The 14,400-nt window shown below is 45.9% G+C and carries 13 protein-coding genes; 7 read left to right on the plus strand and 6 right to left on the minus strand.

Annotation, left to right across the window (positions count from 1 at the left end; all coding sequences use genetic code 11):
• Positions 1-43: 43 nt before the first annotated feature.
• Positions 44-1,696 (plus strand): PKD domain-containing protein, encoded by a 1,653-nt coding sequence (locus tag Q1V85_RS02280; RefSeq protein WP_300597014.1) that lies wholly within the window; start codon positions 44-46, stop codon positions 1,694-1,696.
• Positions 1,697-1,893: 197 nt separating this feature from the next.
• Positions 1,894-2,775 carry a hypothetical protein gene (locus tag Q1V85_RS02285; protein WP_300597016.1) on the plus strand — a complete coding sequence of 294 codons (882 nt, stop codon included), beginning with the start codon at positions 1,894-1,896 and terminating at the stop codon, positions 2,773-2,775.
• 449 nt (positions 2,776-3,224) lie between these two features.
• Here the strand turns inward: Q1V85_RS02285 and Q1V85_RS02290 are convergent, their stop codons facing one another.
• A complete protein-coding gene (locus tag Q1V85_RS02290; RefSeq protein WP_300597018.1) occupies positions 3,225-4,154 on the minus strand; it encodes a M20/M25/M40 family metallo-hydrolase in 930 nt (309 codons plus the stop codon).
• A 365-nt stretch (positions 4,155-4,519) separates the two neighbouring features.
• On the opposite strand from Q1V85_RS02290, the gene glyA reads away from it, so the two are divergent.
• Both glyA and Q1V85_RS02300 read left to right on the plus strand, forming a co-directional pair.
• Complete coding sequence (glyA, locus tag Q1V85_RS02295) at positions 4,520-5,800, plus strand: serine hydroxymethyltransferase (RefSeq protein ID WP_300597020.1); 1,281 nt, start codon at positions 4,520-4,522, stop codon at positions 5,798-5,800.
• 101 nt (positions 5,801-5,901) lie between these two features.
• Positions 5,902-6,318, plus strand: a complete 417-nt coding sequence (locus Q1V85_RS02300) for a DUF4293 domain-containing protein (RefSeq protein ID WP_300597022.1) — start codon at positions 5,902-5,904, stop codon at positions 6,316-6,318.
• Between the two features lie 120 nt (positions 6,319-6,438).
• Here Q1V85_RS02300 and Q1V85_RS02305 read toward each other — a convergent pair whose 3' ends face one another.
• The 4 genes from Q1V85_RS02305 to Q1V85_RS02320 all read right to left on the minus strand — a co-directional run bounded on the left by Q1V85_RS02305 (position 6,439) and on the right by Q1V85_RS02320 (position 11,014).
• Positions 6,439-6,966 (minus strand): DUF6169 family protein, encoded by a 528-nt coding sequence (locus Q1V85_RS02305; RefSeq protein ID WP_300597024.1) that lies wholly within the window; start codon positions 6,964-6,966, stop codon positions 6,439-6,441.
• Positions 6,938-7,147, minus strand: a complete 210-nt coding sequence (locus Q1V85_RS02310) for a hypothetical protein (RefSeq protein WP_300597026.1) — start codon at positions 7,145-7,147, stop codon at positions 6,938-6,940. The genes Q1V85_RS02305 and Q1V85_RS02310 overlap by 29 nt, the downstream gene beginning before the upstream one ends.
• Positions 7,148-7,243: 96 nt before the next feature.
• Positions 7,244-8,476 (minus strand): S-adenosylmethionine:tRNA ribosyltransferase-isomerase, encoded by a 1,233-nt coding sequence (locus Q1V85_RS02315; RefSeq protein WP_300597028.1) that lies wholly within the window; start codon positions 8,474-8,476, stop codon positions 7,244-7,246.
• A gap of 93 nt (positions 8,477-8,569) precedes the next feature.
• A complete protein-coding gene (locus Q1V85_RS02320) occupies positions 8,570-11,014 on the minus strand; it encodes a TonB-dependent receptor (RefSeq protein ID WP_300597030.1) in 2,445 nt (814 codons plus the stop codon).
• 375 nt (positions 11,015-11,389) lie between these two features.
• On the opposite strand from Q1V85_RS02320, the gene Q1V85_RS02325 reads away from it, so the two are divergent.
• The 3 genes from Q1V85_RS02325 to Q1V85_RS02335 all read left to right on the plus strand — a co-directional run bounded on the left by Q1V85_RS02325 (position 11,390) and on the right by Q1V85_RS02335 (position 12,815).
• Positions 11,390-11,716 (plus strand): MmcQ/YjbR family DNA-binding protein, encoded by a 327-nt coding sequence (locus tag Q1V85_RS02325; RefSeq protein WP_300597032.1) that lies wholly within the window; start codon positions 11,390-11,392, stop codon positions 11,714-11,716.
• A 381-nt stretch (positions 11,717-12,097) separates the two neighbouring features.
• Positions 12,098-12,526, plus strand: coding sequence for a pyrimidine dimer DNA glycosylase/endonuclease V (locus Q1V85_RS02330; protein WP_300597034.1), 429 nt, complete (start codon positions 12,098-12,100; stop codon positions 12,524-12,526).
• A 73-nt stretch (positions 12,527-12,599) separates the two neighbouring features.
• Complete coding sequence (locus Q1V85_RS02335) at positions 12,600-12,815, plus strand: 4-oxalocrotonate tautomerase family protein (protein WP_300597036.1); 216 nt, start codon at positions 12,600-12,602, stop codon at positions 12,813-12,815.
• On the opposite strand, the gene Q1V85_RS02340 is transcribed toward Q1V85_RS02335, so the two are convergent.
• On the minus strand, positions 12,801-14,393 hold the full coding sequence (locus Q1V85_RS02340; RefSeq protein WP_300597038.1) for an ABC-F family ATP-binding cassette domain-containing protein: 1,593 nt from the start codon (positions 14,391-14,393) through the stop codon (positions 12,801-12,803). The genes Q1V85_RS02335 and Q1V85_RS02340 overlap by 15 nt on opposite strands.
• Between the last annotated feature and the right edge of the window lie 7 nt (positions 14,394-14,400).

A 14,400-nucleotide genomic window follows, 5' to 3' on the forward strand; every position in this document is an offset into this window, starting at 1 on the left:
CAGCCGGGATCGCCGGGGTTGAACCGAACTAAAATTTAAACCAATGATGATGGATGCTAAAACCATTTACTGTATCTGCCTGCTGCTTTGCATGAGCCTGGCCTGTAAAAAAGATGTTCCGGAAACGAAAGAACCGCCCAGGGCCGATTTTACGTTTACAATGGCCAATGCGGGCGTACTGCCCACAACTGTCAATTTTACGTCAACCGCCACCCATGCCACCGCATATTTTTGGGATTTTGGGGACGGAAATACCAGTACGGCGTTGAATCCCGTGAATGTATATAAGGAAGCCCGGACCTATACGGTAAAACTGGTGGTCAATGGTGCGGCGGGAAAAGACAGTATGACCAAAACGGTAGAGATTATACAATCCAGGCCCAAAGCAGCTTTCAGTTACAGCCTTATCGATAGCGGGGCATACCCCACGCATGTGCGATTTGCCAATACCACAACAGGAGGTGCTACTTTTAAATGGCTGTTTGATAACGGTGACAGCTCCCTGGTTGAAAACCCCACGGATAGCTTTTATACAGCGAAGACCTATACAGTAAAATTAATTGCCACCAATGCGGCCGGTTCTGATACGGTAACCAAACCGCTCCCGATTCATTTTACAGCACCGAAAGCCTCTTTTTCCTATACCATCCTGGATCCCGGTAACTACCCCGTGCATATCCGGTTTACCAATACTTCTACAACAGCTGCAAGCTATAAATGGGTATTTGATAACGGGGATATATCCACGGAGCAAAATCCGACGGATAGCTTTTTTACTGCAAAAACATTTAATGTAAAACTGGTGGCTTCAAGTGCCGTGGGAAAGGATAGTATCACGATACCGGTAACCATAACTATTAATAAACCCGTAGCCAATTTCACCGTGGCATTAGGCAATGCCTCCCGGGTTCCCTGTAATGCCAGCTTTACCAACACATCTGTTAATGCCGCCACCTATAAATGGTATTTCTCAGATGGCAGCACTTCTACCGACAAGCATCCAATGGTCTTATATAATCAGCCCCGGAATTATATGGTAAAACTGGTGGCTACCAACCCGGCGGGCAGTGATAGCATAACCAAACAGGTAACCGTAACGCCCATTTTAAACTCGGTGGTTGTATATCTCATTACACCCCGGGATAAAAAAATGAACCAGGCATATTATGATATCCTAAAAAATGAAGTATTGAGCTTACAGGCCTGGTATAAAGCGCAAATGGGCAATAACAAAACATTTGTTACCAATCCCATGATCCTGGATACCCTCACGGGCCTGCATGACAGCGTGTGGTACAATAGTTACAACGGTACCTATAGCGGTAATGACCCCCGGTACTATGGGTATTACAATGCCTTTTATGAGATGCAGCAGCTGCTGGGCAGCAGCTTTAATACCAGCAGCTATGCCTATTTTATTTATGTAGCAGCACCGGGAGGCGGGGCCGGCAGCAAAGGTTTTTGTGCTATGGGCGACCAGGATTTAAAAGGCCTGCTGGGCATCAACCCGGAATGGTGGGATCCGAACCGCTGGGTAGGTGGTGGCGGACATGAATTGGGCCATGCTTTTGGCCTGCCGCACCCTGCCAACGAAAATCCCCGGGCCATCATGTGGACGGGATATGCCTCCTATCCCAATTGCATCCTGCAACAGGAGGATAAGGATATTTTAAATGCTAGCCCGTTTTTTAGGTGATCAATTTCAAAAGTACAATGATCGTATAAAAAAGATAAAAGTAAAGGACACAGGACATAATCTTTATCCTTATGCGGTGTGAAAAACTGGCAGGAGAGTCGTAATGGCAATTCTGGGATATTCATTTTTACAAAGCTCTGATGTACTGGCTAAAGGGAAGATATAGTGAATAACTAATTAATAAAAAAGAAAATGAAATGAAAACGAATACATTTATTGCAGTTATTATTTTGACTCAATTTACGGTTTTTGAGGCGATGGCTCAATATACTGTTCCATTTATCCCGCCTCAACGCAGCGATACAGCTAATGCTGGGAGGAATGAAAAATGTGCTGATAAGCAAATACTCACTATAATACAGTTTTGTAAAAGGGATAATTATCGCAATAAAAATTACGTAAATACTTTTTACAAAAAAATATATGGCGATAATGCCACTTCGAATCTATTTCTCCAAACGGTAAATACTCAACTATTTGGCAAAAATACTTATATAGCTCCTGAGTTTTTAAGTTTTTACTGCCATAGTTTTCCTACTCGATTTGGTATTGGAGGTAGTTTTAAAACGACAGGAGATACAGCAACTTCCAACAAGATAAAATCTAAACTACAAAACATATTACAGAATGGAGGTAATTTGTTCTTCAATTTTGACATGCCGATTATATATCAAAGCTCGAAGGATAACAGCTTTCATTTGAGTGCGTCCGTTACTAATAATTGGTCATTTAATTCTGCTTCCTATTTTGTTTCAGATTCCTCGTCTATTGGACTTACTTGGCAACCTGGAATAAAGGCTCATGTTGATTTGAGTTTTTTTGATGAGAAAAATAGTGTAGGTGCTATTGCTTCACTTGACGTACAAGCATGTTATTTTACTGGGAGTAAATCACTTTTAAACAAGCTCAATATTTCGGATTTTGGATTATTACAAATGCGGGTTTCTTTAAGTACCAAGGATATTTCATTTTTTGCTACATATCCAATATGGTCGACTTCTACCTACATAAGAGACAATTTACGCCAAATCACTGGAGGTATTGCATTGGCACCTTCTAATTTATTAGGTAGACAATGATGAGGAGTATGGAACGATACAACTAAATCTGTAAGCGAGAGATTTTTATGGAATGATCATTGTATACATGGAGAAATGAAATAGGTATAGAAATAATATAACAGAGCTCTTTAACAGTGTATAGAATTTTTGCTATTTATTACATATTTAAGAAACACCGACGGATAAGCAACAAAATGGCAAACCTAACCTGTTGCCTAATCGCGTATACCTAAAGCTTAAACTATAAAATTAGTAACAACCAATCGCCGCTGTTGCATTCGCCTAAATCCTGTAATCCTTCTTATAAATGGACCAACCAGATTGAAACGATTGGCAGAAAGTTAATTTTAATTGAACAGAAGTTTTTCGAAAAACTGGCAACCGGCCTTCGTCAGTCCACTGCTACACGCAATGCTTAGGGAGAGACCCGGATGAAAAATAGGTATTGTATCAATAAAATAACTCCCCTAATTCGTCCTCGTAAATTCCATTTTCGAAACATCCATCGATCGGTCAATGACCCTGACCTCCAGTTCCAAAATAGATTTCAGCGCTTTGAAGTCTATTTTGGAGGGATCGTCACCTGTTTTGTGATAATCCGGGTGACCGCCGGTATGAAAAAATAAAACCGGGATATCCTTTTTGTAAAAGGATGTCTGGTCAGAACCGCCGCTTCCGTCTTTGCCTGTATAAAATTTGATATCGGATGTAATGCCCTTGAAAATATCGGGGAAGGAAGGACTGGTGCCATAGCCTATTACGGCCACGCCGTTACCCGGATTATATCGCCCGATCATATCCATATTCAGCATCCAGTGAATGGTATTTAAAGGAATAACCGGGTGCTCCACAAAATACCTGGAGCCTACCAGCCCCAGTTCCTCCGCTCCAAAAGCAATAAAGAGGAGGTTGAAGCGCTCTTTGGTACTGTTTTTTGCATAATATTTTGCAAGCTCCAGGAGCCCGGCAACACCGGATGCATTATCATCAGCCCCGTTATGTATTTTACCGATGTTCAGCGAGTCTTTGCTATTGCCCAAATCGCCATACCCGATGTGGTCATAATGCGCACCTACCACAATAGTAGCGGCCGCGCCGTTATCGATGAACCCGATAATATTATCTGCTTTCCGGATACTGTCTGCCACTGTAACCCTTTTAATCGTTGCTTCAAAATGCTGGCGAAACCCATCCTGCCCCATGGGCTTAAGCCCGTATTTTTTAAATTGTCTTTCAATATAGCTGGCCGCCTTTTCAACTTCCTGGCTCCCTGTTTGGCGCCCTTTCATGTTGTCGGCCGCTAAATAATAGATATGCTTTTTTAATTTCTTTTCAGATACCTGGGCTTTTGCAGCGGAAAAAGCAAACAGGAGCATAAGCAGGACATAGCGATTCATAAAAAACTGGTTTTAAAACTGCGAAGGAAGCCATTAAACTTCGATGCCTCGTATAATTGTTGCGCGAAGATCGATGAATCGTACAAAATAACCTGTGATAACCGGTATAGCGTGTACGACAAGTGTTTTTGTAGGTGACCCGCTTTTGGAAACAGAACGGATACGAACGGTTGGTAGTGCATTTGTCGTCAATGTCAAAAAGACGACGATCAACCATTATCAGCAGTAACAGCAGAAGCAGGAGCCAGGCCTTGTGTTAACGAATAGTTGCCCGCTCATTTCCAGGACGGTGCGTTCGCACCTTACCGGATAACTTTTCAACCCATAAACTTTTCAACATCCCCGTACCCCCTTAACTTTGCGCCATGCAACAGGATAATACAGTATTTGACCTTATTAATAAGGAATTAGACCGCCAGCGCAATGGCATTGAACTGATCGCTTCAGAAAACTTTGCTTCCCTGCCCGTTATTAAGGCCATGGGAACCGTATTAACCAATAAATACGCAGAAGGCTATCCCGGCAAACGCTATTATGGCGGATGCGAGATCGTTGATGAAATTGAAACCCTGGCGATCGACCGGTTAAAAAAAGTATTTAACCTGAGCTGGGCTAACGTACAGCCGCATAGCGGAGCGCAAGCCAATGCTGCAGTATTCTTTGCAGCGCTGAATCCCGGCGATAAGATCATGGGACTGAACCTAAGCATGGGCGGACACCTGACCCATGGCAGCCCGGTAAACTTCAGCGGAAAACACTACCAGGTGATTTCCTATGGAGTGGTAAAGGAAACCGGACTGGTAGATTATGAAGACCTGGAAGCAAAGGCCCTGGCGGAAAAACCAAAGATGATCATCTGCGGTGCTTCTGCATACAGCCGCGACTGGGATTATGCCCGCATTCGCGCGGTTGCCGATAAAGTAGGTGCCCTGGTAATGGCCGATATCGCGCACCCGGCCGGACTGATCGCTGCCGGACTCCTGAATGATCCCTTTGAGCATTGTCATATCGTAACCAGTACCACGCACAAAACCCTGCGCGGACCCCGTGGCGGGATCATCATGCTGCGGAATGATTTTGAAAATCCCTGGGGACATAAAGACCCCAAAGGCAATACACGTACCATGAGCCAGCTGCTGGACCTGGCCGTTTTCCCCGGCATGCAGGGTGGACCGCTGGAACATATCATTGCAGCGAAAGCCGTAGCCTTTGGAAAAATCTTATCGGATGACTGGAAGACCTACGGAAAACAGATCATTGCCAATGCCCAGGCGATGGCGAAAGCTTTTGTAGACAAGGGCTATAAGCTGATCAGTGATGGTACCGACAACCACCTGATGCTGATCGACCTGCGCAATAAAAACCTGACCGGTAAAAAAGCACAGGAAACACTGGACAAAGCACATATCACCTTAAATAAGAATGCCGTGCCGTTTGATGATAAATCGCCGTTTGTAACTTCCGGTATCCGTGTAGGCGTTCCGGCGGTAACCACACGGGGTATGAAGGAGGCAGATGTAACCCAGGTGGCGGAACTGATCGATAAGGTATTGATGAATGCCGATGACGAAAACGTGATCGCATCCGTGAAAGAAGAGGTGAAAACATTTATGCAACAGTTCCCCCTGTACCCGGAATTGTCCTGATTTATCGTTTAATGTTTATTGTTTGATGTGCCGGTTTATGCAACTGTTCGATGCTTAAAGAAAACTTCAAACCTTAAACCTCAAACCTCAAACTATTTATCATGATCCAAAGAAAACAAACACTGTGGCTGTTATTGTCCGTGATCTGTGCCGGGCTTACATTTAAGTTTCCTTTTTATAACGGTACCGTGAACGGCATGGAAGGTATTGCCGGTGCAGATATGAATGCCGCCAGCAATATCTGGCTCACCCTGCTTACGGGCGCCGTTGCGGCATTGGGATTGATCACTATTTTTCTTTATAAGAACCGGAAACAACAATTGAAGCTAACCTTCCTGGGGCTGGCAGCTTCAATAGGATTGATTGCATTGTATGCCAGCTATATTAAAGAGTTCCATACAGGTGGTATTGCCATTACTGCTATACTGACCTTACTGGTAGTGGTGGGCTTCTTTTTTGCCTTAAAGGGCATCCGCAGGGATCAGAAACTGATCAGGGACCTGGACCGGCTGCGGTAACATATATTTAATGAAATAAGCAGGGCGTCTGGTAAGGCGCCCTTTTTTTATGCATCATTCCTTCGATTCTTTCAGTGCTGCGATCATTTGTTTCTGTACGGGATATACCAATAGTGATTGCTACCAATCTCCGTCATTTAGAATATTATTCAGATAATCCTCATCGGGTTTAGTGTAAAAACCGGTAAGTATTTCATAGGCTTCAATGAAATCATTAAGCAGCGGATTTTCCCGGTTGATCAGTAATGCATTCAGGATATCTGTTCCGCCGGCCCGGATAACTCCTTTAAGTTGCACAACAGAGCCGTCATTGAATCGCCTGAACCAGTTGGTGAATTTATGAAATCGGGCCTTTTCCCTGTTGTCACTATAATCGCAAATGTATACGACTGCGTGCTCGTTTTCATTTAAAAATGTTTTGATAATGGTAGTAACCGTAACCGCGATTTGCGGGTCTGGTGGAATTTTGGTTAAATGTTCCGGTTTGGATCTTAACTCGAGGTTAAATCCAAAAACCTTCGGTGCTAACCCGGGAAATTCAGAAAAGGCAGCAGAAAGGTCAAAAAAATAACAATGATATTCGCAGCCAATGTTGGTAGTGAAAGTGTATAACTTTTCACTAATTTTTAATGTTGGGTACTGTTGCAAATTTAAAACCTGCTTTTTCAAGTTCTTCAAAGGATAAACCGTGCGTTCTTGCCGCCGTAAGATACTTGCTCATTTCCAGGGCGACCAGCAACTTCTCTTTGCCTTTTGCTTTTTGAGACTTTTGGGCAAAGTATTCAGCCGTACGTTCCTGAAAGGGTGTTTTTGATACCGATGTTTGCATGTGCTGTTAATTTCTATTACTGCAATTTACAAAATTTAAACCAGGTTCGCTAATAAAGTTCCCAGAGGTTCATAACTTGTTGTATTTCAATTTTGCTTATTTCCGCCATAGCAAACTTCCATCTCCATAACTGAGAAAACGGAAATTATTTTCCAGGGCATATGCATATACTTTCCGCCAGTCTTCACCTATAAATGCGGCCACCAGCAGCAACAGGGTGGAAGAAGGCTGGTGAAAATTGGTAACCAGTGCATCAACGATTTTAAAAGTGTAACCGGGAGCAATAAGGATCTGTGTTTTGGCAACCAGGGTGGTCAATTGTTTTTGCAACAGGTAACTGGTTAAGGCCTCCAGCGCGTCGGCCAGCGGGTACTGCTGCAGCGCTTCCTCGTAGGCTTCCCATTGGTTAATATAAGGCATGCTGTTATCAAAGGCCTGCGGATCCCGTAGCAATTTGGCTCCCAGCCAGTACAGGGATTCCAGGGTCCGGAGGGAAGTGGTACCCACTGCTATCAATGGATGCGCTTGTTTACCGGCAATGCTCCGGATCAATTGCGGAGATACCGAAATGAACTCTGCATGCATTTCATGATCATTCATCACTTCCGCTTTTACCGGTTTAAAAGTACCAGCGCCCACATGAAGGGTCACAAAACCGGTGGCAATCTTTTTGTGATCCAGCTTTTGCAATACCTCATGCGTGAAATGTAAGCCGGCTGTAGGCGCAGCTACAGAGCCATCATGTGCCGCGTATACGGTCTGATACCGTTCTTCATCTGCCGCTTCGGCCATTCTTTTTATATAGGGAGGCAGGGGGATCTGTCCGGTGGCATGCAGGATCTCTGCAAAGCTCAGTGCGGCCGGTGTCCAGCTCAGCTCTATGAGAAAGCTGTCGTTGCGTTTTTCCAGGAAACGTGCCTCCAGAACGGTTTCCCCGCCCGGCCCCGCAATGGAGCGGGTGAGTACCTGTCCGCTTTTCCATTTAGAAGCGCCGCCAATCAGGCAAAGCCACAGCACTTTTCCCTGCTGTGTCATGGCCGTGGTAATATCTGCATAACTTTCATGCGGCTCCAGGCAAAAGACCTCGATCTGTCCGCCCGTAGGCTTTTTAAACAGGATCCGGGCTTCAACTACCTTTGTGTTATTGAAAATAGCCAGCGAATGCTCCGGGATGTATTGATCAATACGCTGGTAGGTATCGGCCGTTATAGCGCCCGCTTTATAAACGAGCAGGCGGGAGGCGTCTCTTTGAGTTAAGGGAAAAAAGGCGATCTTTTCTTCGGGAAGTTCGTAAGTGAAATCTGCGATATTCAGGTCCTTCGGATGCAAAATAGAACGGGTTTTAAAATAAAATGCAAGTTAATTTATTTTTACCGGGCCACACCTTCAAGGCTTTTAAAACCTTGAAGGCCTATGCTGCTGCTAAAACTCTTTTTCGCCCATTTCACTTTGCGGCAAACTGATCTTCCGGTTACGGCGGGAAAGATTGAAACCCACGGAGAGCTGGAACTGGTCGGGCTCATAAATATAATTAGTGGTGGTATAAAAATTGCTGCCGTAAGTAGTAATACGCTGCCGGTTCGATTCCTTCATGCCCGCATCAATATTCAGCCATTGCAGCTGGAAATACCAGCGTTTATCTTTTGTTGTTTTTTTAACGGTGAAATGGGGCGTTAAAAAACGGCTGTCCTCACCCTGGGCCGTTACGCGCTCCGAAAGATAGTTCACGCTCAATTGCAGCAGCCAGTTGGATGGAAGTGTAAAACTCTGACTGCTGTTAATGGAATACACCCAGCTGCTGTTGGAAACCGGCAGGGTGCCGTTAAAAATGTTGCCGTCAATTTTGTATTTGTACACATTACCGCCCAATACGCATTGCCACCAGGGCGTAACAGAAATACTGAGGTTGGTTTCCAAACCGGTTTGCAGGGCTTTCCCGGCATTGGTAAACACCCGGTTAAGGATGGAATCGTTGTATACCTTGTTTACCCGTTGTATGGGATTTTGGATCCGTTGATGATACAGGGTCAGGAAAAATGAACCACGCCCCAGCTTTTGCTCCCATCCCAGTTCATAGGTTCCCGTCAGCTCCGGCAATAAATGCGGATCGCCCTGCTCCAGGGTTTCGGAATGCTCCCGCTCCGGAAATGGGTTAAGCTCATAGTTGTTGGTCCGTTTGATCCTGCGGTTGTAACCGGCCTTCACTGCAGCGCGGTCCGTAACTGTATAACGGAATTGGGCAGAAGGGAAGAAATTATTCAGGATCAGCTGTTGCTGTGCTTCGTCTTTTGAAAAGCGCAGATCCCGCTCTGAATATTCCAGCCGCGCGCCCAGGTTATAATTCAGTTTTCGGGCCTGTCCGTTCAGCTGAAGGTACCCGGCATGGATGCGGTTGGCGGTCTTTACGCGACTGGTAAACTCCGGGTCGACCGCATAGTCAGGAGTGCCCAGGATTTTTGTGTAATAGGTAAAGATCCCGTCCTGTGTATCATAGCGGAACTGGTAGCCGCCTTGCAAGGTATACCGCTCGCCCAGTTTTTTGGTATAATCTGCTTTTATCCGATACGCATCCAGCGGGTTGCTGTTGGGGTTATGTGTAAACTGTATCGTATCTGAAGTATTAGGATAATAAAGGTTCCGGTTATAGGTGTTACCGGACAGGCCGGCATGCTCATAAAGCGCGGAAACCGTAAGGCTGGAAGTTTTGCTAAAGCGATGGGTATAATCCAGGTTTGCAAGGCTGAACAATCCCTCTTTTTCCTGGGTATTGGCATTGTAATAGGTAAAGGGCGCAAAGACCTCACCGGTTTGTAACTGCTGCCGGTAATTGTGGTAGACCAGGTCGGCTTCCCGAGACTGGAATTTTTTGCCCATATAAAACCCGGCACTGATGAGGTTACGGGCATCGGCCTGATAGCTGGCGGTGAACCGTCCGCCATAATTATATCGGTTAAAGCTCCGTTCGCCGGTTGACGGGAACGCGGTTTTAACACCGTCCCGGATGGTATACACATCGCCTTCACGGTAGCCCGCTATGTCGTTCCGAAGATAGTTCAGCCCGCCGCTGATATCCCATTTATTTTTGCGGTAACCAGCGCTGATATCGGCTCCAAACCGTTGCGGATGATGGGCATTGCCAAAATCATTTACCGGGGGCATTCCATACATCACGCTGGATTGCAGCATCCAGCCATCTTCAACCCCGGTTTTGGTAACTACATTGAGGATACCCGTTTTACCGTCGGCATCATAGGCCGCCGAAGGACTGGTGATCACTTCAATATTTTCTATGGCGGCTGCGGGAAGCTGGCTCAACACGGTTGCCGGATCTCCCTGGGCGGGTTTGCCGTTGATGAGTACTAAAAAGCTGGAGGAGCCCCTGAAGCTGATTTCCCCCAGTGCATTTACGGAAACAGAAGGCAGGTTCCGGATCACATCTACACCCGTTCCAGAAGCGGCATTGCCGAACTGTGCGGCATTGTATACCTGGCGGTCTACCTTAAAAGATACCGGGGGCTTCTTTCCCTGTACAATCACCGCCTCCAGTGAAGTAGCAACCGGTTGCAGGTAAATGGTATCCATATCCAGGGGCCGGGAAACAGAAAGATCCAGTTTCCGCGTCTGGTAGCCGTTATGCGATACCAGGAGGGTGGCTGGTGCACCGGATGGAACCCGGATCGTAAAATGCCCGTTTTTTTGAGCTGTAACCGCAGTTCCTGCCTGGTTGTTCTGATAGGAAATGACGGAAGCGGCATCCAACGGAATATGGGTGGCACTGTCTGCGATGATACCGGAAAGAACACGCGACTGGGCACTTGACTGAATATAAAAAACGAGGGCCAGCAGCAGGCCGGAATACTTATTCATTGTTAAGAGAACGATTTAATGGTATGGATCAATAAGGCCCGTAAATATAATGAAAAGCCGGTACTGCTGCGAACTGAGACGTATATAAAGATGCGGAAGCATACGGGTGGTACGATCCGCATAGGAAAACGGTTTGCATCTGCGGGAATCCCTGTAATGTCTCAGCTTAAAAAAAGTTTTGTATTTTCAACATAATGGTAGCCGGCGGGCAGGTGTATATGAAACCATTGGTATGCATCCGGTAACGGTAAATAGTCCCCCAATGTTGCCTCGTCACCCTAAAGCAACAAAGCAGTCCATATGCCAGGCAGGGCTGGTAGCCGGCGAACGTTGTAAAATATGTACAATCCTGGTAATATTCATTATCAAAAGCACATGATGATCACAAAAAAAGCATTTACAACCCTGGCCCTTTCTTTCCCCGGCACGGAAACGCAACCGCATTTTGACCGGACGGGTTTTAAGATCACCGGTAAGCGGATGTTTGCTACCTATCTTGAAAAAGACAATACCGCAACTATTTTCTTAACACCCATAGAACAACCTGTTTTTTGTCAAATGGATCCGAAGCATATTTACCCCGTTCCCAACAAATGGGGTGAAAAAGGCGCCACAATATTCGAACTCAACAAGGTTGCCGTAGAATGGGTAACAGAAGCCCTTTTATCAGCATATAATGAAATCCTGAGAAAGAAAAAATAAGCAATAGCTTCTATGTTTTTCCGTTGGCAATCGTTGCTGCAAGTGTTGACACTTTCGGTGAAAGCAGGTAGAGCTGCTTTGCAACCGATGATAAATACATTAAAATCAAATATATACAAAAAAGGCCTGCCCTAAAAAGAGCTGGCCGTTGCTAACCTATGAAAAACACTGGGCTAAAGGTACGAACATTTTCATATATAAATAATATTTTGATTAATAAATTAAATAATTTTTTTTGAACGTTTCAGGGGCCAAATGCGTTAGGTTGTATCCCGGAGAAAGATTCGTATGTTGGAATCACGTGAATCGGGGTGCGCCGGCAACCTGTATTTGTGTGGATTCCGGGAACGGATCCCGGCCTCAAGTATTAAACAGTAATATATGCGGATCTGGTCATTACACCCCAAATACCTGGATGCAAAAGGAATAGTAGCGTTGTGGCGGGAAACCCTGCTGGCCAAACATGTGCTGGAAGGGCGCACAACGGGGTATAAAAACCATCCGCAGCTAAACCGTTTTAAAAACCTGAAAAGCCCCGTAGAGGCCATCAATGCCTATCTTACGACCATTTATGAAGAGGCGTCGGGCAGGGGATACCGGTTTGATCAGACAAAGATCGGCCCGGTATCTTCCAGGGTGCGCATAAGGGTACAGGAGGGGCAGTTGAACTATGAGTTTCAACATTTGCTGAAAAAATTAAAAATAAGGGACCCGGAAAAATTCAAACAGCTGCAACATCAAAGTGATATTGAAGTGAACCGCCTGTTTGATGTGGTACCGGGAGCTATTGAAGACTGGGAGATCATTTAGCACTTTGGAATCGTGGTTTCACGAAGTTTTGTGTGCCGTTTTAAGTGCTGCTGCAAAAGATATCAATTTTATTATGCCATATATTAATTTACAGGTGACCCCGGCAATATCCAGGGATCAGAAGGAACAGATCATACAACAGTTTACCCAAACCCTGGTCCTTGTCTTAGGAAAAAAGCCAGAACATATTCATATTGTGATCCAGGAAATTGAGGCAGACAACTGGGGATTTTCAGGAATGCTTACATCCGATTACCGGGAAAAGAAAGCCGTTTCAGGAGACCAGTAGTATCGACCTTCCGATATGGACCTGCTCCAGGAAATCTTCGTCATGCGATACGACGATCAATGTACCCTGGTAGGCATTAATCGCCGCGGTCAGGATCCTGATGTTTTGAAGATCCAGGTTGTTGGTTGGCTCATCCAGGATGATCATATCCGGAGCCTTGCTGCTGATGGTCAGGCAGCAAAGCAATAACCGCATCCGTTCTCCTCCGCTCAGCATCTTGCAGGATTTGTTCCAGTATCCGGAAGTGAACAAAAACCGGCTCAGCCGTATTTTGATCTCATGTTCCTGTAAAGCACCCGTATTGAACTGTTGCGCCTGTTCATAAACGCTCCGCTGATTGTTTACCAGCGAATAATCCTGGTCGATATAAACCGGTTGAATGCCCGCATTGTAAACGGTACCCCTGGTAGGCGATAAGGCACCGGTGATCAGTTTGATCAGCGTGGTTTTGCCCGATCCGTTCGGGCCTTTTATGGCCAGTCGGTCCCCGCTGCAGATCTGCAGGGTCAACGGATCCTTCCACAGCAGGCGGTCATTATAGCTGTAATGGATCGCGGCAGCGGAGAAGAGGATCTTACCTTTATGTAAGGCAGAATGTTCAAAGCCGAATTTCATTTTATCGATATCGGGCAATGCCGCACGCAGCTCCTGCAGGTCCTGCGAAATGCCACCGATCTTTTCGGCATGTACCTGTTTGGCTTTTGCAGTACTTTGCTCCGCGTTGTTCCGGAGTGTATTCATCATAATGCGGGCTACACCGGCTTTTTCCTGTTTCCCTTTACCGCGGGCATCCAGTTTCTGCTGGCGTTCCATGCTTTCGCGTTCCTTCTCTTTTGCCTTCCGGAGTGCTTTTTCCCTGCTCTGAATATCCTGGCTCAGTGCATCTTGTTCGGCTTGTTTCTGGGCTACATAAAAATCATAATTACCGCCATAAACGGTAAGGCCGCGTTTATCCAGTTCGCATACCGTATTCAAACGGTTCAGCAGCTTCCGGTCGTGACTTACAAGGATGACGGTTGCCGGTGTACCCGCAATAAAGTCGTATAGTTGTTGTCTGCCGCCAGCATCCAGGTGATTGCTGGGCTCATCCAGCAGCAGGATGCCGGAGTGGTGAATGGCCATCCCGGCCAGGAATACTTTGGTCTTTTGACCACCACTCAATAGCTGCATTTTCCCGGAAAGATCCAGGTCTTCCAGCTGCCATTGCTGCAACACTTCCCGGCATCGCTCTTCAATTGTCCAGTCATCATCGAGCGCCGCAAAATGTTCATCAGCGGTATTCCCGCTCAATATTTCCTGTAGTGCATGGTGCTTTTTTTCAATGCCCAGGGCTGCTGCTATGGTAAGATGATCATATTGCCCAAATGCCTGGGGTACATAATAAGGAACTACATCAGTATCGATATAGCCGCCCGATGAAGGCAATTGCCCGGCGATTACCCGGAGCAGGGTCGATTTCCCCGCACCATTATTCCCGGTCAAAGCGATTTTATCGCCCCGGTTTACGGTAAGATGGAGATTGCTGAATAGTGGCTCTTTGTCCGGGTGGACATAGGATAGGTTATGAAGCGTCAACATGTTTCTT

It is taken from the genome of Niabella sp., assembly GCF_030150205.1.
In the GTDB taxonomy this organism is placed as follows: Bacteria; Bacteroidota; Bacteroidia; order Chitinophagales; family Chitinophagaceae; genus Niabella.